The sequence below is a fragment of the Symbiopectobacterium sp. RP genome, assembly GCF_050472005.1.
Taxonomy (GTDB): domain Bacteria; phylum Pseudomonadota; class Gammaproteobacteria; order Enterobacterales; family Enterobacteriaceae; genus Symbiopectobacterium.
Window position 1 is genome coordinate 838,162 of sequence record NZ_JBGOGS010000002.1, and the last position, 20,486, is coordinate 858,647.

The window sequence follows — 20,486 nt, forward strand, 5'->3', positions numbered from 1 at the left end:
TACTGCTTTCCACCCTAGGTTCCCTGCCTGTGCAAAAGCAATGAAATGATTTAAGAGTGATAGAAAGACGTATTAACGAAGGGCGGATTGCCTTTCGATCAACAAAATCGTGTAGCAATGAACCGTCCTGTCAGGACGAGCAAGTGGTTCTTACTTTTCAGCGAGCTGAGGAACCCCATGGTTTACTCCTATACCGAGAAAAAACGCATTCGTAAGGATTTTGGTAAACGTCCGCAAGTGTTGGACATACCTTATCTCCTCTCTATCCAGCTTGACTCGTTTCAGAAGTTCATCGAGCAAGATCCGGAAGGCCAGTACGGTCTGGAAGCCGCATTCCGTTCCGTATTCCCAATTTCAAGCTACAGCGGTAGCTCTGAGCTGCAATACGTAAGCTACCGTTTGGGTGAGCCCGTATTTGACGTCAAAGAGTGTCAGATTCGCGGGGTGACCTTCTCAGCACCGCTGCGCGTCAAGCTGCGTCTGGTGATCTACGAGCGCGAAGCGCCGGAAGGCACCGTAAAAGACATCAAAGAACAAGAAGTGTACATGGGTGAAATTCCGCTCATGACCGAAAATGGGACCTTTGTTATCAACGGTACTGAGCGCGTTATCGTTTCTCAGTTGCACCGTAGTCCGGGCGTGTTATTTGACAGCGACAAGGGTAAAACCCACTCTTCCGCTAAAGTGCTGTATAACGCACGTATCATCCCTTACCGTGGTTCCTGGCTGGATTTCGAGTTCGATCCGAAAGATAACCTGTTTGTGCGTATCGACCGTCGCCGTAAACTGCCAGCGACCATCATTTTGCGCGCGCTGGGCTTCTCGGCTGAAGAAATCTTGGACCTGTTCTTCGACAAAATTGTCTACGAGATCAACGGCAACAAGCTGCAAATGGATCTGGTGCCTGAGCGCCTGCGCGGTGAAACCGCCTCGTTCGACATCGAAGCCAATGGCAAAGTGTACGTTGAAAAAGGCCGTCGCATCACCGCGCGCCACATTCGCCAGTTAGAAAAAGACAGCGTAGAGCGCATTGAAGTACCGGTCGAATACATCGCCGGGAAAGTGCTGGCGAAAGACTATGTAGACGCAGGCACCGGCGAACTGATCGGTGTGGCGAACATGGAGCTGTCGCTGGATCTGCTGGCTAAACTGAGCCAGGCAGGCCATAAGCGCATTGAGACCCTTTTCACCAACGATCTGGATCACGGCCCGTACATCTCCGAAACGCTGCGTGTAGACCCGACCAACGATCGCCTGAGTGCGCTGGTTGAAATCTATCGCATGATGCGTCCGGGCGAGCCGCCGACACGTGAAGCGGCAGAAACGCTGTTTGAGAACCTGTTCTTCTCTGAAGATCGTTACGATCTGTCCGCTGTGGGCCGCATGAAGTTTAACCGCTCCCTGCTGCGCGATGAGATCGAAGGTTCCGGTATCCTGAGCAAAGACGACATCATTCAGGTGATGAAGAAGCTCATCGATATCCGTAACGGTTCCGGTGAAGTCGATGATATCGACCACTTGGGCAACCGTCGTATCCGTTCCGTGGGCGAAATGGCGGAAAACCAATTCCGCGTTGGCTTGGTGCGCGTAGAGCGTGCGGTGAAAGAGCGTCTGTCCTTGGGCGATCTGGATACCTTGATGCCGCAGGACATGATCAACGCTAAGCCGATTTCGGCGGCGGTGAAAGAGTTCTTCGGTTCCAGCCAGCTGTCCCAGTTTATGGACCAGAACAACCCGCTGTCCGAAATTACGCACAAACGCCGTATCTCCGCGTTGGGCCCAGGTGGTCTGACCCGTGAACGCGCTGGCTTTGAAGTGCGTGACGTACACCCGACCCACTACGGTCGCGTATGTCCTATCGAAACGCCGGAAGGTCCGAACATCGGTCTTATCAACTCGCTGTCCGTGTACGCGCAGACCAACGAATACGGTTTCCTTGAAACCCCGTATCGTCTGGTGCGTGACGGTGTGGTAACGGATGAAATCCATTACCTGTCCGCGATTGAAGAAGGTAACTACGTTATTGCACAGGCGAACACCAACCTCGACGAAGAAGGGCATTTCGTTGACGATCTGGTGACCTGCCGTAGCAAAGGCGAATCCAGCTTGTTCAGCCGCGATCAGGTTGACTACATGGACGTTTCCACCCAGCAGGTGGTTTCCGTCGGTGCATCTCTGATCCCGTTCCTAGAACACGATGACGCCAACCGCGCCCTGATGGGGGCGAACATGCAACGTCAGGCTGTACCGACCCTGCGCGCTGACAAGCCGCTGGTAGGTACTGGTATGGAACGCGCTGTGGCCGTTGACTCCGGTGTAACTGCCGTTGCCAAACGCGGCGGTACCGTACAGTACGTCGACGCATCCCGTATCGTTATCAAAGTTAACGAAGACGAGATGTATCCGGGCGAAGCGGGCATCGACATCTACAACCTGACCAAATACACCCGTTCTAACCAGAACACCTGTATCAACCAGATGCCGTGTGTGTCTCTGGGTGAGCCAGTTGAACGTGGCGATGTGCTGGCTGACGGCCCGTCTACCGATCTGGGTGAGCTGGCGCTGGGTCAGAACATGCGCGTTGCGTTCATGCCTTGGAACGGCTACAACTTCGAAGACTCCATCCTCGTGTCCGAGCGTGTGGTGCAGGAAGACCGTTTCACCTCTATCCACATTCAGGAACTGGCGTGTGTGTCTCGTGACACCAAGCTGGGGCCAGAAGAGATCACTGCCGACATCCCGAACGTGGGTGAAGCTGCGCTCTCCAAACTGGATGAGTCCGGTATCGTGTATATCGGTGCTGAAGTCACGGGCGGCGACATTCTGGTCGGTAAAGTGACACCGAAAGGCGAAACTCAGCTGACGCCGGAAGAGAAACTGCTGCGCGCGATCTTCGGTGAGAAAGCGTCTGACGTTAAAGACTCTTCCCTGCGTGTGCCGAACGGCGTATCCGGTACGGTTATCGACGTTCAGGTCTTTACCCGCGATGGCGTGGAAAAAGACAAACGTGCGCTGGAAATCGAAGAGATGCAACTGAAGCAGGCCAAAAAAGACCTGACGGAAGAATTGCAGATCCTCGAAGCCGGTCTGTTTGCCCGTATTCACGCCGTGCTGGTCTCCGGCGGCGTGGAAGCAGACAAGCTGGACAAGCTGCCGCGTGAGCGTTGGTTGGAACTGGGTCTGACTGATGAAGAGAAACAAAATCAGCTGGAACAGCTGGCCGAGCAGTACGATGAGCTGAAACACGAATTCGAGAAAAAACTCGAAGCGAAGCGCCGCAAGATCACGCAAGGCGACGATCTGGCACCGGGCGTCCTGAAGATCGTCAAGGTGTATCTGGCTGTTAAACGTCAGATTCAACCGGGTGACAAGATGGCAGGCCGTCACGGTAACAAGGGTGTTATCTCCAAGATCAACCCGATCGAGGACATGCCTTACGATGAGAACGGTACGCCGGTCGATATCGTATTGAACCCGCTGGGCGTTCCATCGCGTATGAACATCGGTCAGATTCTGGAAACCCACTTGGGTATGGCGGCTAAAGGTATCGGCGAGAAGATCAACACCATGCTGAAACGTCAGGAAGAAGTGGCTAAACTGCGCGAATTCATCCAGAAAGCCTACGATCTGGGCAACGACGTGTGTCAAAAAGTCGACCTGAACACCTTCACCGATGATGAAGTGTTGCGTCTGGCGGATAACCTGAAGAAAGGGATGCCGCTGGCAACACCAGTGTTCGACGGTGCCAAAGAGTCCGAGATCAAAGAACTGCTGACGCTGGGTGGTCTGCCGACCTCCGGTCAGATCACGCTGTTCGATGGCCGTACCGGTGAACAGTTTGAGCGTTCAGTAACCGTCGGTTACATGTACATGCTGAAACTGAACCACTTGGTTGACGACAAGATGCACGCGCGTTCTACCGGTTCTTACAGCCTGGTAACCCAGCAGCCGTTGGGTGGTAAAGCCCAGTTCGGTGGTCAACGCTTCGGTGAGATGGAAGTGTGGGCGCTGGAAGCGTATGGCGCAGCTTATACCCTTCAGGAAATGCTGACGGTGAAATCCGATGACGTCAACGGCCGTACCAAGATGTATAAAAACATCGTGGATGGTGACCATCGTATGGAACCGGGCATGCCCGAGTCCTTCAACGTACTGTTGAAAGAAATCCGCTCGCTGGGTATCAACATCGAGCTGGAAGAAGGTTAATCCTGCTCGCTGGTACGCTTTGCTCGTGTAAAGGAGTGCCTGAGCGTCGGCTCAGGCATCCAACAGGTCTAACTCCGACGGGAGCCAATCCGTGAAAGACTTATTAAAGTTTCTGAAAGCGCAAACCAAGACCGAAGAGTTTGATGCGATCAAAATTGCGCTGGCATCGCCAGACATGATTCGTTCCTGGTCTTTCGGTGAAGTTAAAAAGCCGGAAACCATTAACTACCGTACGTTCAAACCTGAACGTGACGGTCTGTTCTGCGCCCGTATCTTCGGGCCAGTGAAAGACTATGAGTGCCTGTGCGGTAAGTACAAGCGCTTGAAACACCGTGGCGTTATCTGTGAGAAATGCGGCGTTGAAGTGACCCAAACCAAAGTGCGCCGTGAGCGCATGGGCCACATCGAGCTGGCGTCTCCGACTGCGCACATCTGGTTCCTGAAATCACTGCCGTCCCGTATCGGCTTGCTGCTGGATATGCCGCTGCGCGATATCGAACGCGTGCTGTACTTCGAATCCTATGTGGTGATTGAAGGCGGCATGACCAACTTGGAAAAACGTCAGATCCTGACTGAAGAGCAGTATCTGGACGCGTTGGAAGAGTTCGGTGACGAATTCGACGCCAAGATGGGTGCCGAAGCGATCCAGGCCCTGTTGAAAAACATGGCTCTGGAACAGGAATGCGAACAGTTGCGCGAAGAGTTGAACGAAACCAACTCTGAAACCAAGCGTAAGAAGCTGACCAAGCGCATCAAGCTGCTGGAAGCGTTCGTACAGTCTGGCAACAAGCCGGAGTGGATGATCCTGACCGTGCTGCCTGTGTTGCCGCCGGATCTGCGTCCGCTGGTTCCGCTGGACGGTGGTCGTTTCGCAACCTCAGATCTGAACGATCTGTATCGTCGCGTGATCAACCGTAACAACCGTTTGAAACGTCTGCTGGATCTGGCTGCGCCGGATATCATCGTACGTAACGAAAAACGTATGCTGCAAGAAGCGGTAGATGCCCTGCTGGATAACGGTCGTCGCGGTCGTGCGATCACCGGTTCCAACAAGCGTCCGCTGAAATCTTTGGCCGACATGATCAAAGGTAAGCAGGGTCGTTTCCGTCAGAACCTGCTCGGTAAGCGCGTGGACTACTCCGGTCGTTCCGTTATTACCGTAGGTCCGTACCTGCGTCTGCACCAGTGCGGTCTGCCGAAGAAAATGGCACTCGAACTGTTCAAACCGTTCATCTACGGGAAGCTGGAACTGCGTGGTCTTGCTACCACCATCAAAGCCGCCAAGAAAATGGTTGAGCGTGAAGAAGCCGTGGTTTGGGATATCCTAGATGAAGTTATCCGCGAACACCCGGTACTGCTGAACCGTGCGCCGACCCTGCACCGTTTGGGTATCCAGGCGTTTGAACCGGTTCTGATCGAAGGTAAAGCCATTCAGTTGCACCCGCTGGTGTGTGCGGCGTATAACGCCGACTTCGACGGTGACCAGATGGCTGTTCACGTACCGCTGACGCTGGAAGCACAGTTGGAAGCGCGTGCGCTGATGATGTCCACCAACAACATTCTGTCTCCGGCGAACGGCGAACCTATCATCGTTCCGTCTCAGGACGTGGTATTGGGTCTGTACTACATGACCCGTGACTGTGTTAACGCCAAAGGCGAAGGCATGGTGCTGACCGGTCCGAAAGAAGCAGAACGTATCTACCGTGCGGGTCTGGCCTCGCTGCATGCGCGCGTTAAAGTGCGTATCACCGAACATGAGAAGAATGCGCAGGGTGAGTGGGTGGCTAAAACCAGCCTGATCGACACCACTGTTGGCCGTTCCATCCTGTGGATGATCGTGCCGAAAGGTCTGCCGTACTCAATCGTTAACCAAGCGCTGGGTAAAAAAGCCATCTCCAAGATGCTCAATACCTGTTACCGCGTGCTGGGATTGAAGCCGACCGTTATCTTCGCTGACCAGACCATGTACACCGGTTTCGCCTATGCAGCGCGTTCCGGTTCTTCTGTTGGTATCGACGATATGGTCATCCCGGCGAAGAAAGTGGAAATCATCAACGAAGCGGAAGCCGAAGTTGCTGAAATCCAAGAACAGTTCCAGTCTGGTCTGGTAACCGCCGGCGAACGCTACAACAAAGTCATCGACATTTGGGCCGCAGCTAACGAGCGCGTGGCCAAAGCGATGATGGAAAACCTCTCGACCGAAACCGTTATCAACCGTGATGGCGAAGAAGAGCGTCAGGTTTCCTTTAACAGCATCTTTATGATGGCTGACTCCGGTGCGCGTGGTTCTGCGGCACAGATTCGTCAGCTGGCAGGTATGCGTGGTCTGATGGCGAAGCCGGATGGCTCCATCATCGAAACGCCGATCACCGCGAACTTCCGTGAAGGTCTGAACGTACTCCAGTACTTCATCTCCACGCACGGTGCGCGTAAAGGTTTGGCGGATACTGCGTTGAAGACCGCGAACTCCGGTTACCTGACCCGTCGTCTGGTTGACGTGGCACAGGATCTGGTCGTGACCGAGGACGATTGCGGCACGCACGAAGGCATCATGATGACTCCGGTTATCGAAGGTGGCGACGTTAAAGAGCCGCTGCGTGAGCGCGTACTGGGTCGTGTAACGGCTGAAGACGTTCTGAAGCCGGGCACCGCTGACATTCTGGTAGCGCGTAACACACTGCTGGACGAACAATGGTGTGACCTGCTGGAAGAAAATTCCGTCGACGCCGTTAAAGTTCGCTCTGTGGTAAGTTGTGAAACCGACTTCGGCGTGTGCGCCAAGTGTTACGGTCGCGACTTGGCACGTGGTCACATCATCAACAAAGGTGAGGCCATCGGGGTTATCGCAGCACAGTCCATCGGTGAACCGGGTACTCAGCTGACCATGCGTACGTTCCACATCGGTGGTGCGGCATCGCGTGCGGCGGCTGAATCCAGCATTCAGGTGAAAAACAAAGGTAGCCTGAAACTGTCCAACGCCAAGTTCGTTAAGAACGCAGCGGGCAAGCTGGTTATCACCTCGCGTAACGCCGAACTGAAACTGATCGACGAATTCGGTCGTACCAAAGAAAGCTACAAAGTGCCATACGGTGCGGTAATGGGCAAAGGCAACGGTGACGAAGTGACCGGCGGTGAAACCGTCGCAAACTGGGATCCGCATACCATGCCAGTTATCACCGAAGTGGGCGGTAGCATTCGCTTCACCGACATGATCGACGGTCAGACGATTACTCGTCAGACTGACGAACTGACCGGTCTGTCCTCCATCGTGGTTCTGGACAGTGCAGAACGTACCGGTGGTGGTAAAGATCTGCGTCCGGCACTGAAAATACTGGATGCCAAAGGTAACGATGTATTGATCCCAGGCACCGATATGCCGGCACAGTACTTCCTGCCGGGCAAAGCGATCGTTCAGTTGGAAGATGGCTCTCAGATCGGTGCCGGTGACACCCTAGCTCGTATTCCGCAGGAATCTGGCGGTACCAAGGACATCACCGGTGGTCTGCCGCGCGTTGCCGACCTGTTCGAAGCGCGTCGTCCGAAAGAACCAGCTATCCTGGCTGAAATCACCGGTATCATTTCCTTCGGTAAAGAGACCAAAGGCAAACGTCGTCTGGTGATCTCTCCGTTGGATGGCAGCGATGCTTACGAAGAGATGATTCCGAAATGGCGTCAGCTCAACGTGTTTGAAGGTGAACGCGTAGAACGTGGCGATGTGGTTTCTGACGGTCCGGAATCGGCGCACGATATTCTGCGTTTGCGTGGTGTGCACGCGGTAACCCGTTACATCACCAACGAAGTGCAGGAAGTTTACCGTCTGCAAGGCGTTAAGATTAACGATAAACACATCGAAGTTATCGTTCGTCAGATGCTGCGTAAAGGGACCATTGCCAGCGCGGGTAGCTCCGAGTTCTTGGAAGGCGAGCAGGCAGAAGTGTCGCGCATCAAGATCGCCAACCGTCAGCTGGAAGCGGATGGCAAGATCCCGGCTACGTACCACCGTGACCTGCTGGGTATCACCAAGGCATCTCTGGCAACCGAATCCTTCATCTCTGCGGCATCGTTCCAGGAAACGACGCGCGTGTTGACGGAAGCGGCCGTTGCGGGTAAACGCGACGAACTGCGCGGTCTGAAAGAGAACGTCATCGTGGGTCGTCTGATCCCGGCAGGTACCGGTTATGCGTACCACCAGGATCGCATGCGTCGCCGTCATGCGGGCGAAGTGCCAGCAGTCGCCCCGGTGAGTGCTGATGAAGCTTCTGCAAACCTGGCTGAGCTGCTGAACGCAGGCTTTGGTAGTAGCGACGACGAATAAGCTATCTACCGATAACGCTTAAACGTCTATACCCCGGCCCGTTGGCCGGGGTTTTTTTTATCTCTCTCAGCCTGCGAGCACACAGAAAAAAAGCAGACTTGCTCCCCTTCGTCACGCATACTTCTTAATCATACTTTTGTAACCATGATATGAATTTCTTTTGAGTAATAAATAGTGTACAGTTTTGTAAATTTAAAATAACGAGACGAACATGAACAGCACAAGCACACCAATGTCGCCGCAGAGCGATAGCGCAGCAAACCACAACAGCTCACAATCTCTGCCTGAAAGCCATACATATAACCGGGCTCGTCGTGCTGCATGGGGAAGTTTTGTCGGCGCTGTCGGCGCTGTTGTCGACTGGTATGACTTTCTACTGTACGGAATAGTTTCCGCTTTGGTGTTTAACAGCGAATTTTTCCCACAGATAAGCCCGACCATGGGCACGTTGGCGATATTCGGGACTTTTGGCGTTGGCTTCTTGTTCCGCCCGCTGGGCGGCATGGTGTTTGGTCACTTCGGCGATCGTCTGGGTCGTAAACGCATGGTGATGATCACCGTGTGGATGATGGGAATCGCCACCGCGCTCATCGGCCTGTTGCCTTCACTTGCGTCTATCGGCTGGTGGGCCCCGGTGTTGCTGGTCACTCTGCGCGCCATTCAAGGGTTTGCTGTCGGCGGCGAGTGGGGCGGTACAGCGTTGCTTGCGGTAGAAAGTGCGCCGAAGAAGAAGAAAGCCTTTTACAGTAGCGGCGTGCAGGTCGGTTATGGTGTTGGCTTGTTGCTGGCGACAGGGTCTATTTCTGTCGTCAGTCATTGGACGACCAACGAGGAGTTTGTGACCTGGGGCTGGCGGCTGCCGTTCCTGTTCAGCCTGACACTGGTTGCCATTGCCTGGTGGGTGCGTAACGGCATGGATGAATCCCAAGAGTTTGAAGCCAATAAAACGCTGCAAGAACGCGCTAACAAACTGCGCTCTTTCCCTATTTTTGAAGCATTGCGCAAACATCCAAAAGCGTTTCTACTAATCATTGCCTTGCGCCTTGGCGAACTGTTGACGATGTATATCGTTACGGCCTTTGCGTTGAACTACTCAACCGCACATCTCGGTCTGTCGCGCGATATGTTCCTGAATATCGGTCTGCTGGTGGGGGCAATCAGCTGTTTCTCTATTCCCGCTTTCGCCTGGCTGGCTGACAGCTTCGGTCGTCGTCGTATCTATGTTACCGGAGCGCTGATCGGTGCGGCCAGTGCAGTTCCGTTCTTTATCGCGCTGCAGCATCACAACACGGTGCTGATCCTGCTGTTCGCTATTCTGCTGGCGAATGTCGCGCATGATATGATCGTCAGTGTACAGCAGCCGATGTTTACCGAACTGTTTGGTACCGCCTACCGCTATAGCGGTGCAGGCGTGGGTTATCAGGTCGCGAGCGTGGTGGGCGGTGGCTTTACGCCGTTTATCGCCGTGTTGCTGGTGACCGGGTTCTCCGGTGCTTGGTACGGCGTTGCGGGTTATCTGGCGATAGGGTGCCTGATCTCTGCCGTGGTCGGTATGAGTATGAAGCCGCAATCAACGGATTAAGAGCGAATAAAGACCGTAACGCGATAGTGTTGTACGTTACGGTCTCTTCCATTATTTTGCGCTAAGTTGGGCTTTAATCGCATCCAGCGCACACTGTTGGTCGATACTGCCCGAGGGAGCGCCAGCAATGCCAATCGCCCCAATGGTTTGATCCTCCACTTTTACCGGCACGCCACCCGCCAGTAATAAAAAGCCTGGAATATCACGCAGATTTTGCGCTTCAGCATTCGCTTGGGCGTTTTTCATCACGTTTTCCGTGGGCACTTTCGTGGTGAGTGCGGTAAACGCCTTCATCCTGCTGGCTTCGAGGGTATGCGGGCCGGCGTTGTCCATGCGTTTGGCCAGCTTCACTACGCCAGCACGATCGACGATGGTTACCGCCACGTTCACATTCTTGGCGCCGCAGGATTGGATGGCATGCTGTGCCAACTGTTCGGCCAGCGCCAAAGAAAGATTTTTCTCACTTAATACGCCATTGGCAAAGCTGGGAAAGGCGGTAATACCGCTGAAAAGTAGGGTGGTGATAAGAAGACGTTTCATCATGTCTGGCTCCTGTGGTCCTTGGAAGGTATAGCTAAACAACTTAATTTTGATTGCATTATTTAAATGAGCTATTCAATTGATTTTAGACGTAAAGTGATATCTACATGGGAAGAAGGGTTGAGTATCCGAGAAACAGCGAAGCAATTTCGGATTGGCCCTGCCTCTGTATCGCGTTGGATTAATCAAATAGCGTCAAAAGCATCGACCACGCGTCAGCGAAAGAGCGATAAATCCGAGTTGATAAAAGATGTTGAACCATATCCAGATGCTTACCAAAAAGAACGTGCAGAGCGTTTTGGCGTTTGTCAGAAGGCCATTTTTTCATTTGGCAAGCTCTTAAAAAGCTGGGATTGACCTATAAAAAAACTCTACGTCATCCGAAAGCCGACGAAAGCGCCCAGCAAGCATTTCAACAAAAAATACAACAGTATGAAAAAAGAAGGTAGACCTATTGTTTTTATTGATGAAAGTGGTTTTCCACACGATACCCCACGGACTCACGGCTATTCCCCAAAAGGTCAAGCCTGTTTAAGATTTTGTGTAAATGCCTTTCCTCAGAAGTGACCGTCAAGGCGGTCACCGAACTCGATAATAAAGCGACTCATTGCCATACGCCAGTCCTGTAAGGGCATCGTCCATTTCTGTGATGCCGCCTAGATTGCCAGCCATACGACCTTCTTCAGCGAGTCATCAGTCGGGAACACCTTGCGTTTCTTGATTGCATGCCGGAGCACGCTGTTCAGTGATTCTATAGCCAAGCGACATTATTTTGATAACAATTAGCTGTATTTTTTTGCCACATATCATGGCATTGGCTGTAATTATTTTTAAGTCGTTTGGCTATATAGCGTTCGTCGTGTAGATTACCTTGCGAAGTTCCTGCGGGTACGAGAAGAATGTCGACAGGTTGGCCCAGTTTGACTGCCAGCTCCGGCTTATCTGCGGATAGCGGTGATCCCATGTCCCACCGAACCTCTCCAGCGCCTGAAGCGCGGCCTCTTCGGTTGGAGCCTGATACACTACTGCTTTGAGGTCGCGTGTTACCGCCTTATAGTCCTTCCAGGCAACGAAGCGCAGACTGTTGCGCACCATGTGCACGATGCACAACTGGATGCGGGCTTCCGGGTAGACCGTGTTGATGGCATCCGGGAACCCTTTCAGGCCGTCCACACAGGCAATGAGGATGTCGGTCAGGCCACAGTTTTTCAGTTCTGTCAGCACGTTCAGCCAGAACTTTGCGCCTTCATTTTCGGCCAGCCACATCCCCAGTAGCTCTTTCTGGCCTTCGATATTGATACCCAGCGCTAGGAACACAGACTTATTGATAACGCGGCTGTCCTGCCGGACTTTCAGAACGATACAGTCAAGGTAAACAATGGGATAAACCGCATCCAGGTGGCGATTTTGCCATTCAACAACCTGCTCTATAACGGCATCGGTGACCTTCGATACCAGGGCGGGTGAGACATCCGCGTCATACAGTTCTTTGAACGCAGCGGCAATTTCGCGGGTGGTCATCTCTTTGGCATACAACGATAAAATCTGGTTATCCATCCCGGTGAGCCGGGTCTGCTTCTTCTTCACCAGTTGCGGTTCAAAGGAACCATCACGATCACGTGGTGTATGCAGTTCCAGCGGACCATCGCCGGTGGTAACAGTCTTTGTGGAGTAGCCATTGCGCGTGTTAGTTCCAGATTTGGAGTGGTGCTTCTCATGCCCGAGGTGATGGGTCATTTCAGCATTATAGCAAACCGACTTAAAAATGATTACAGCCAATGCCCTGATATGTGGCAAAAAAATACAGCTAATTGTTATCAAAATCATGTCGCTTGGCTATAAGGGCAGCTTCAACGCAGATCTTTTTCAGCAGGCGATCAAACTGGTTGAGAGCGTCAGGGGTTTTGAGATTTTTGGCCAGCTCGTTAGCCAGAGCCTGTAACTGTTTTTCGTCCATAAAGTAACCTGCTTTTGATGTTGGATTGAACATATCAAAATCAGGCAATTACACAATCTCGTGTACAGGCTCAAAAGGTCAACGGTGTTTTGGCCTGAAGAACTGGGGAGTCAAGGGAAGAACAAATGTTATCGGCGCTTTATTAGGCACAACGCTGTTTGCTATCGGATTATTTGATATCAATATTAACAGCAATGTTTTCTATTCCTGGATCACACAAGTCCTTATCCCAGTACTCCCTAAAAACAGGGTAATCGTGATGGACAATGCAACTTTTCACAAAAAACATAATATTCAACAAGTCATCATCGATGCAGGGTATATGGTGGAGTATTTGCCTACATATTCGCCAGATCTTAACCCAATTGAGCATAAATGGGGGCTTTGTTGAATAAACATATTTTATGCTGCACCCCCGGTGAAACGACAGATCCTCGCAACGCAAAATCATGCAGTTAGGCCTCATAAGAAAACTGTAAACCTGATGTGACAAGCATTTTCTACCAAAACTGGCTGGAAAAACAGCATGACTCACTATTATTCAACAAAGCCATAAATGGGCACAAGCAAAAAGCAAAAAGCAAAAAAAGAGAGAGTGGTTGCGATACAGAGATTTTGTTCTCAGTCCATATGGTGTAATCAAAATTAAGTCGCTTGGCTATATTCGACAAGGAGAGCGTAACCAGAGTCGGTAGGAGGAACCATTCGCTTGATTACTCAAACCACTGCGTAATTTTACGGAGCTTTATCGATAAGTGATTGCCCACCATACAGTTTTATCAATTTTGCCAGCGAGTTTATTTCCAGTTTAGCAAACAGGTTGGCGCGGTGTGCTTCCACGGTGCGGGCGGAGAGCTCCAGATCTTTGGCGATCTCTTTGTTCGATTTCCCTTCCATCATCAACCCCATCACTTCATGCTCGCGCGCGGAAAGCGTATTGAGCTTATCCCGTAACTGTGTGGCTTGTTGGCGCTGGTTGGCCTGCGTTTGAAACTGTGTCATCGCGCCAGAAACCGTTTCGAGCAGCAGATCCGCATCGATGGGCTTGGTTATAGCCAAGCGACATGATTTTGATAACAATTAGCTGTATTTTTTTGCCACATATCAGTCAGGGCATTGGCTGTAATCATTTTTAAGTCGGTTGGCTATATCATCGGTGTCGTCCAGTTCCAGACGGGATAAACGGCAGTTATCCAGTTTAAATGCGCTCAGCATAGGCCATGTGCTCCTAGTGCGATAACAGAGAAAGACGGAGGCGTTGAAGCACAGAAACGGTGATGACAGGGCACCAACAGGTTTCGAACCGACGGTGCTGACTCAATTTGATGACGGAGGGATACAACATCACCGATAACCACCAAGGCTACCGATATAACAGCAGGAAGCCTTAGAAATGGTTAGTAATCAATTGATTAATGAGCCAGTATCGACTGGGTGTGTCCAAGGCGGGGCCCTCCGGGAATAATGATGGGTGCATGTTACGTCGAGATGAAAAAGCCTGTCAACTTTTAAACTGTGACAGTTAAAAGATGCCCGAATTGTTCAATTCAGCCTCAAACGATAAGCACGTGCAGCGGAGGTGACTTTCCCGCGCCGCCTCCATACCGTTTAGCACTCATCGTCAGGCAGATAGGCAATCGCCCGAACCGGAAAGCCCGGCACACCGGCAAAATTGGGAAAGCTGATCTGAAGATACGCCCCGACAGCAGGCACCTGATCTAGGTTGTTCATCACCTCGACCTGCCAGGCATCGCGATCGAGCATATAGAATTCGCCAATCAGCCCATTGTTGCGACGAAAATCCACGGCGGCATCAGTGTCCAGTGTTTCATGGCCGACGGCAGCAATCTGGCGCTGTTCAAACAAAAAGCGCAATGCCTCTATGGACCAACCCGGCGTATGGCTATTGCCTTCGGCATCGTTGTTAGCAAAGGCCTGCGCATCCGGTCAGCGCTTGCTCCAACCGCTGGCGAACGCCACAAAGCAACACGATGGGATCTGACCGTATTGTTGCTCGAAATCCACAATGTCCTGCACGCCGGGACGGTAGTCGGCATCCTGTGCCACCGCCTCCTGCTTGTGGATCACGCGCAACGGCAGCAACAATGCATTGTTGGCAAGACCATCCAGACAGCGTTTGCCCAGAGAAAAATGCGTAGGGGCATCAATGTGCGTACCCGTCTGGGTTACAAAGGTGAGCTGTTGGGCAAAAAAGCCATCCTGCTCAACCGCATACAGCGTGTTGCGCTGCACGCCGGGAAACGCGCTAAAGATCGGGATTGATTCTGTTACGCTGTGCGTCAGGTCGACCCATTTCTTGCCACGCAGGGCAGTGATTATCTCGTCTAACGTCATCCCGATTGATCTCCTTTTCTGTCAAACGCGACAGTGTTGATGCCTGTGTTATACCGTCTCCAACCGCGCATAGGCGGCGACCAGCCACTTGATACCTTGTCCCTGAAAAGCGACCTGTAAACGGCAATGCTCACCGCTGCCTTCCAGATTGATGATGGTCCCTTCGCCAAATTTGTCGTGGCGCACCCGCTGGCCCAAGGCATAGCCGCTGTCACTTTGGCTCACTGGCGTACCCAAGCGCTGCTGATTGACTGGACGCGACACGCTGGCACGCAGACGCACTTCCTCCACGCATTCGACAGGCAGTTCACCAACAAAACGTGATGGGCGATGATAGGTTTCCTTGCCGTACAACCGCCGGCTTTCGGCATAAGTCAGGGTGAGCTTCTGCATGGCGCGCGTCACGCCGACATAGGCCAGACGGCGCTCTTCTTCGAGACGCCCGCCCTCATCCAGCGACATCTGGCTCGGGAACATGCCCTCTTCCATGCCAACGATAAACACCTGAGGAAACTCCAGCCCTTTGGCGGAGTGCAGCGTCATCAGTTGCACCGCATCCTGATAAGCATCGGCCTGCCCCTCCCCCGCTTCCAATGCCGCGTGAGAGAGAAACGCCTGCAACGGCATCAGATCCATGTCTTCTTCCTGATAGCTGAACTGGCGCGTTGCCGTCACCAGTTCTTCTAGGTTTTCTACCCGCGCTTGCCCTTTCTCGCCGTTTTCCTGCTCATACATCTGCCACAGGCCGGAATCTTTGATAGCGCGGTCGGTTTGCACGTGCAGCGGCAAATCGGCGGTTTCATAGGCCAGTGCTTCCACCAACTCGAGGAAGCGCTGCAACGCCGAAGCAGCTCGCCCTGCCAGCGCTTTTTCCTGCAACAGCACGCTGCTGGATTGCCACAGCGTCACCTGTCGATCGCGCGCGGTTTGACGCACCACATCCAAGGTGCGATCGCCAATACCGCGCGTTGGGGTATTCACCACGCGCTCAAAGGCAGCATCATCATTGCGGTTGGCAATCAGGCGCAAATAGGCGAGCGCATCTTTAATTTCCTGACGTTCGAAGAAGCGCATGCCGCCATAAATCCGGTACGGCATGTTCTGTTGTAGCAAGGCCTCTTCCAGCACGCGTGATTGGGCGTTGCTGCGATACAGGATTGCGTTTTCCTTGAGTGCACCGCCATTTTCCTGCCACACCTTGATGCGATTAACCACAAAACGGGCTTCATCCAGCTCATTAAACGCGCAGTACAAGGAGATTGGGTCACCCTGCGCATCTTCCGTCCACAGGTTTTTACCCAACCGCCCGCCGTTGTGTGCAATCAGCGCATTAGCCGCAATAAGAATATTGCCGGTGGAGCGATAGTTCTGCTCCAGACGAATGGTTTCGGCTTTGGGGAAGTCATTTAAAAACAGCTGGATGTTTTCCACCTGCGCCCCGCGCCAGCCATAAATTGACTGATCGTCATCACCGACGATCATCACGCTGGCGGTGTCTCCCGCCAGCATGCGAATCCAGGCGTACTGAATACGGTTGGTATCCTGAAATTCGTCCACCAGAATATTGGTAAAGCGCTCGCGGTAGTGACTGAGAATATGGGGTTTATTCAGCCACAGTTCGTGAGCGCGCAGCAGGAGTTCGGCAAAATCGACCAGTCCGGCGCGATCGCACGCTTCCTGATAGGCCTGATAGACCTTGAGCCAAGTTTGCTCAACGGTATTGCCATAGCTTTCGATATGCTGTGGGCGCAGACCTTCGTCTTTCTTGCCATTGATGTACCACATCACTTGGCGCGCCGGCCACTGTTTGTCATCCAGATTCAGCGCCCGAATCAGGCGCTTGAGCAGACGCAGCTGATCTTCACTGTCCAGAATTTGAAAATCCTGCGGCAAACCGGCATCAAGATGGTGAGTGCGCAGCAGGCGGTGCGCCAGACCGTGGAAAGTGCCGATCCACATGCCGCCCTGACTGGTGCCGATCAAATGCTCGATACGGTGGCGCATCTCCGCCGCCGCCTTGTTGGTAAACGTCACCGCCATGATGGAATAGGGCGAGCACTGCTCAACGGACGTCAACCAAGCGATACGATGCACCAGCACCCGCGTTTTGCCGCTTCCGGCACCCGCCAGTACAAGAAGATTCCCACGCGGCGCGGCAACCACATCGCGCTGTTTATTGTTCAGGTCATCAATAAGTTCAGAAACGTCCATCGGTACAGTTATCCGTTAACAGACAAGCAGTAACCCTAGGGGCACTTACTTCACTGGTGATTTATACAGCTAAATTAGCAGAATTATAGCAGCGTTGTAAGCAATGCCAACCGTGAAATTTCCACATGCGGCAATAGCCGCGCATCGTCAATCTTCATCAGGTTGCCTTTATGCAGGTTAATCCAGCACGCTTGCAAGCCATTACGCACCGCACCGGCCACGTCGGTGGTCAAGTCGTCACCCACGTGCAGAATCTGCCCCAGAGCCACGCCCAGCGCCTGCGCTGTCCGATGGTACATATCACCAAAGGGTTTGGCGCGACCGTCCGGCCCCGCGCGCAAGATAAACCGAAAGTAGCGATCCAGCCCGAAGCGGCTGGGATCGGCATTGCCATTGGTGATAGCCACCAGCGGCCAACGCTGGGACAAGGCGTGCAACGTATCATGGGTTTCCTGCGTCGGAGTAATCTGGCTGCGCCAGTGAGCAAAGTGCGCCATCGCCTGCGCTGCACCTTGGCTCGCCGTCACCGCATCCAGCCCCGCCTCCAACAACAATTGCGCGACTGCCCGCCGACGCCACTCGGTGACATCATGGTATATCTCCGGCTCCTGTTCACGCAGCGCTTCGCGAATACGCTGTAAATCGCTAGACTGCACCGCGCTCAGGGCAGGGTGAAAGGCTTGCAGAAAGCGCACCGATTCCAGTTGGGTGCGCTGAATTACTTCACGGTTATCGTACAGCGTATCGTCTAAATCAAACGTCATGGCGGCTATCGGTGCCAGTGGACGGTAAAAATGCATCATGTCTTCCCTCGTTTGGCACGCGGATGTGCGGCATCGTACACCGTCGCCAAATGCTGAAAATCCAAATGGGTATAAATTTGCGTGGTAGAAAGATTGGCATGCCCCAGCAGTTCCTGCACCGTGCGCAGGTCACCGCTTGATTCCAACATATGGGTGGCAAAAGAGTGGCGTAGCTTATGCGGATGGACGTGGCTGTTCAGCCCCTGCTTGATCCCCCACTCGGCAAAGCGCTTTTGCACGTTGCGCATCGAAATGCGCTTGCCCTGTCGGGTAATGAAGATGGCATCATCTTCCGGACCAAACAGCTCACGGCGTTCCAGCCACTCACGCAGCCAGTGCACGGCGGTACGCCCCAGCGGCAGCTTGCGCTCTTTGCTGCCCTTTCCCACGACCCACACTTGGCCGCCGTCCAAATCGACATGTCGGCACTCCATACCAACCAGTTCCGCCAAACGTAAGCCCGCGCCGTACATCACTTCCAGCATGCAGCGATCGCGTACCGCAAGCGGATCGTTGAGATCGATCTCCAGCAGGCGATTTATTTCATCCACATCCATGTTTTTCGGCAGATGTCGGCCCGCTTTGGGCGCAGAAATACCGCGCGCCGGGTTGGCGGTTAACCCCCCTTGCGCCACCTGCCAATCAAGAAAACTGCGCAGTGCCGAAAGGCGCAGCGCCAGACTTGCCGCTTGCAATCCACCGCGTTTGCTGCGCGCAGCCACTGATCTCACCCCCACCGCATCCAGCGCGTGCCAGTCGGTGATGCCCATTTCATCCAGCATGGCGGCAATGGCACCCAGTTGACGGCAGTAATTTTCCTGCGTCAGCGGACTGAGTTGGCGTTCCGCTTTCAAATAACGTAAAAACGCTGTGACCGAGGTCAACAATGGTGAAGGCAGCGCGGCGTCGCTCATGCCCGTTCGACCCAACGCACCAGCATATCCGGCAGCAGGTTGGCTAGGTGTTGCAACAGCACGGTACCCATGCCGTCTTGATAGTGATGACTGTCACGGCTACTGAAAATCACTAGGCCCAGCGAGTCGTTTTTTCCCAACAGCGACAGCGCTACGGAGCCCACCTGCCGCGCCTGCGGTAGCAGTAATAGCAGTTCCGGCCCGTTAAGGCTGCCAAGATAGTGGTTACTGTCACGCAAACGCTGTATGCGCAGCGGTTCAAACAACGAACGCGACAGCGCCAAATGGGTAAAGCGCGAAGGCGCGCTGATACGCCATTTATCACTGAACAGGCGAATATCCGCGCCAACCAACCCTTGTTGGCGTGCCCAGCGCTGTAGGCGTTCAAGCAAGTCATGCACCCCGTTAGCCGCTGACAAATCGGTTTGTAACGCCAGTAGACGACGGAACAACACTTCGTTGCCGCGCGCCTGCTCCATCAGCAAGGTGATCTCTTCTTCCAACTGCGCAATGTGGTGCCGCTGGCGCGCTAACTGCCATTCAACCAGCGAGACCGTCCCCCGCACCGGGTGCGGAATATGCATCTGCTCGACCTGCCGCGCATTGCGAATAAAGAAATCAGGGTTCTGTTGCAGGAACTGCAAAATCAGTTCGTCACTCAGTGCGCTCTGGTGTTCTGCCTGTTCCTCGACCTGCTTCATAAATGAATAAATCCATCATAGACATGGGTGGCAGGACCGGTCATATAAAGCGGATGCCCGACCCCTTTCCAATGGATATCAAGATCGCCCCCCGGTAACGAGACGCGAACTTCATCCGCCAATAGCCCTTGCTGAATGCCTACTGCCACGGCGGCACAGGCACCGCTGCCACAGGCCTGCGTTTCGCTCGCGCCACGCTCGTAAACCCGTAGGCGTATGTGGCTACGGTCAACAATCTGCATAAACCCGACGTTGACGCGCTCAGGAAAACGCTCGTGGCTTTCCAGCACCGGGCCAAGGGTTTCCACATTGGCCGTATCAACATCGTCAACCTGAATCACACAGTGGGGGTTACCCATTGAAACCACACCGCACAACACCGTATTATCGTTGGTGCGCAGGATATAGGTTTTTTCCGCCTTGGCGGCCCGAAACTGCACGCGCTGCGGTTCAAAATCCGGCTCGCCCATGTTCACCCGCACCAGCTCATCATCTGTGACGCTGAGCACCATGCGCCCGGTATGAGTACTCACCGAAATATCGCGTTTGTTGGTCAGCCCTTTGATACGCACGAAACGGGCGAAACAGCGCGCGCCGTTACCGCACTGGGCCACTTCACTGCCGTCCGCATTGAAAATGCGGTAGTGAAAATCTAGCTCAGGATCGTAAGGCGGCTCGACCACTAGCAATTGATCAAATCCTACCCCGCGGTGGCGATCCGACAAACGGCGAATCAGCTCCGGCGAAAAATAGACATTTTGTGTAACGGCATCGACAACCATAAAATCATTGCCTAAACCGTGCATTTTAGCGAACTGCATTATACTGACTCCGCTCATGTAACCGGGCGCGGTAATTGCTATCGTGACCTGTTATCCGTGATTAAAAGGCAACCGTGCCGG

The 20,486-nt window shown here is 53.4% G+C and carries 15 protein-coding genes and 2 pseudogenes; 8 read left to right on the forward strand and 9 right to left on the reverse strand.

The window, feature by feature from the left end:
* Positions 1–177: 177 nt before the first annotated feature.
* From rpoB to shiA, 3 genes are all read left to right on the forward strand, one after another.
* Complete coding sequence (gene rpoB, locus ACD630_RS22980) at positions 178–4,206, forward strand: DNA-directed RNA polymerase subunit beta (protein ID WP_430361256.1); 4,029 nt, start codon at positions 178–180, stop codon at positions 4,204–4,206.
* A gap of 91 nt (positions 4,207–4,297) precedes the next feature.
* Entirely contained in the window at positions 4,298–8,521 is a 4,224-nt protein-coding gene (gene rpoC / locus ACD630_RS22985) for a DNA-directed RNA polymerase subunit beta' (protein WP_430360756.1), read from the forward strand.
* A gap of 232 nt (positions 8,522–8,753) precedes the next feature.
* A complete protein-coding gene (gene shiA / locus ACD630_RS22990) occupies positions 8,754–10,103 on the forward strand; it encodes a shikimate transporter (protein WP_430360757.1) in 1,350 nt (449 codons plus the stop codon).
* 51 nt (positions 10,104–10,154) lie between these two features.
* Here shiA and ACD630_RS22995 read toward each other — a convergent pair whose 3' ends face one another.
* Positions 10,155–10,643, reverse strand: a complete 489-nt coding sequence (locus tag ACD630_RS22995; protein ID WP_430361257.1) for a GlcG/HbpS family heme-binding protein — start codon at positions 10,641–10,643, stop codon at positions 10,155–10,157.
* A 66-nt stretch (positions 10,644–10,709) separates the two neighbouring features.
* Here ACD630_RS22995 and ACD630_RS23000 point away from each other — a divergent pair, with 66 nt between their 5' ends.
* From ACD630_RS23000 to ACD630_RS23010, 3 genes are read left to right on the forward strand one after another with little or no spacing between them, the layout of a single operon-like run.
* Positions 10,710–11,000: an IS630 transposase-related protein gene (locus ACD630_RS23000; protein ID WP_430360758.1), complete on the forward strand. Its 291-nt coding sequence runs from the start codon at positions 10,710–10,712 to the stop codon at positions 10,998–11,000.
* Entirely contained in the window at positions 10,949–11,092 is a 144-nt protein-coding gene (locus tag ACD630_RS23005) for a winged helix-turn-helix domain-containing protein (RefSeq protein ID WP_430360759.1), read from the forward strand. The genes ACD630_RS23000 and ACD630_RS23005 overlap by 52 nt, the downstream gene beginning before the upstream one ends.
* Positions 11,076–11,210 (forward strand): hypothetical protein, encoded by a 135-nt coding sequence (locus tag ACD630_RS23010; protein ID WP_430360760.1) that lies wholly within the window; start codon positions 11,076–11,078, stop codon positions 11,208–11,210. The genes ACD630_RS23005 and ACD630_RS23010 overlap by 17 nt, the downstream gene beginning before the upstream one ends.
* Here the strand turns inward: ACD630_RS23010 and ACD630_RS23015 are convergent.
* Positions 11,201–12,600 (reverse strand): annotated as a pseudogene (locus ACD630_RS23015) (IS256 family transposase). The gene ACD630_RS23010 and the pseudogene ACD630_RS23015 sit on opposite strands and share 10 nt — an antisense overlap.
* 25 nt (positions 12,601–12,625) lie before the next feature.
* Here ACD630_RS23015 and ACD630_RS23020 point away from each other — a divergent pair.
* Both ACD630_RS23020 and ACD630_RS23025 read left to right on the forward strand, forming a co-directional pair.
* Positions 12,626–12,991: a transposase gene (locus tag ACD630_RS23020; RefSeq protein WP_430360761.1), complete on the forward strand. Its 366-nt coding sequence runs from the start codon at positions 12,626–12,628 to the stop codon at positions 12,989–12,991.
* A 95-nt stretch (positions 12,992–13,086) separates the two neighbouring features.
* On the forward strand, positions 13,087–13,239 hold the full coding sequence (locus ACD630_RS23025) for a hypothetical protein (protein ID WP_430360762.1): 153 nt from the start codon (positions 13,087–13,089) through the stop codon (positions 13,237–13,239).
* Positions 13,240–13,335: 96 nt separating this feature from the next.
* Here ACD630_RS23025 and ACD630_RS23030 read toward each other — a convergent pair whose 3' ends face one another.
* From ACD630_RS23030 to dapF, 7 genes and pseudogenes are all read right to left on the reverse strand, one after another.
* On the reverse strand, positions 13,336–13,659 hold the full coding sequence (locus tag ACD630_RS23030) for a response regulator transcription factor (RefSeq protein ID WP_430360763.1): 324 nt from the start codon (positions 13,657–13,659) through the stop codon (positions 13,336–13,338).
* Positions 13,660–14,208: 549 nt separating this feature from the next.
* Positions 14,209–14,955: pseudogene (locus tag ACD630_RS23035) on the reverse strand (cyclase family protein).
* Positions 14,956–15,003: 48 nt separating this feature from the next.
* Positions 15,004–17,166: a DNA helicase II gene (uvrD, locus tag ACD630_RS23040; protein WP_430360764.1), complete on the reverse strand. Its 2,163-nt coding sequence runs from the start codon at positions 17,164–17,166 to the stop codon at positions 15,004–15,006.
* Between the two features lie 83 nt (positions 17,167–17,249).
* Positions 17,250–17,966 (reverse strand): 5-amino-6-(5-phospho-D-ribitylamino)uracil phosphatase YigB, encoded by a 717-nt coding sequence (gene yigB, locus ACD630_RS23045; protein WP_430361258.1) that lies wholly within the window; start codon positions 17,964–17,966, stop codon positions 17,250–17,252.
* A complete protein-coding gene (xerC, locus tag ACD630_RS23050) occupies positions 17,966–18,883 on the reverse strand; it encodes a tyrosine recombinase XerC (RefSeq protein WP_430361259.1) in 918 nt (305 codons plus the stop codon). Before xerC ends, yigB begins: the two co-directional genes overlap by 1 nt.
* Complete coding sequence (locus ACD630_RS23055; RefSeq protein WP_430360765.1) at positions 18,880–19,584, reverse strand: DUF484 domain-containing protein; 705 nt, start codon at positions 19,582–19,584, stop codon at positions 18,880–18,882. The genes xerC and ACD630_RS23055 overlap by 4 nt, the downstream gene beginning before the upstream one ends.
* Entirely contained in the window at positions 19,581–20,405 is an 825-nt protein-coding gene (gene dapF, locus ACD630_RS23060) for a diaminopimelate epimerase (RefSeq protein WP_430360766.1), read from the reverse strand. The genes ACD630_RS23055 and dapF overlap by 4 nt, the downstream gene beginning before the upstream one ends.
* Positions 20,406–20,486: the final 81 nt, after the last annotated feature.

Bases quoted from the DNA above. Each gene is read 5' to 3' on its own strand.
- rpoB (WP_430361256.1), top strand. From the start codon at position 178: ATGGTTTACTCCTATACCGAGAAAAAACGCATTCGTAAGGATTTTGGT.
- shiA (WP_430360757.1), top strand. From the start codon at position 8,754: ATGTCGCCGCAGAGCGATAGCGCAGCAAACCACAACAGCTCACAATCT.
- ACD630_RS22995 (WP_430361257.1), bottom strand. From the start codon at position 10,643: ATGAAACGTCTTCTTATCACCACCCTACTTTTCAGCGGTATTACCGCC.
- ACD630_RS23000 (WP_430360758.1), top strand. From the start codon at position 10,710: ATGAGCTATTCAATTGATTTTAGACGTAAAGTGATATCTACATGGGAA.
- ACD630_RS23010 (WP_430360760.1), top strand. From the start codon at position 11,076: ATGAAAAAAGAAGGTAGACCTATTGTTTTTATTGATGAAAGTGGTTTT.
- uvrD (WP_430360764.1), bottom strand. From the start codon at position 17,166: ATGGACGTTTCTGAACTTATTGATGACCTGAACAATAAACAGCGCGAT.
- yigB (WP_430361258.1), bottom strand. From the start codon at position 17,966: ATGCATTTTTACCGTCCACTGGCACCGATAGCCGCCATGACGTTTGAT.
- xerC (WP_430361259.1), bottom strand. From the start codon at position 18,883: ATGAGCGACGCCGCGCTGCCTTCACCATTGTTGACCTCGGTCACAGCG.
- ACD630_RS23055 (WP_430360765.1), bottom strand. From the start codon at position 19,584: ATGAAGCAGGTCGAGGAACAGGCAGAACACCAGAGCGCACTGAGTGAC.
- dapF (WP_430360766.1), bottom strand. From the start codon at position 20,405: ATGCAGTTCGCTAAAATGCACGGTTTAGGCAATGATTTTATGGTTGTC.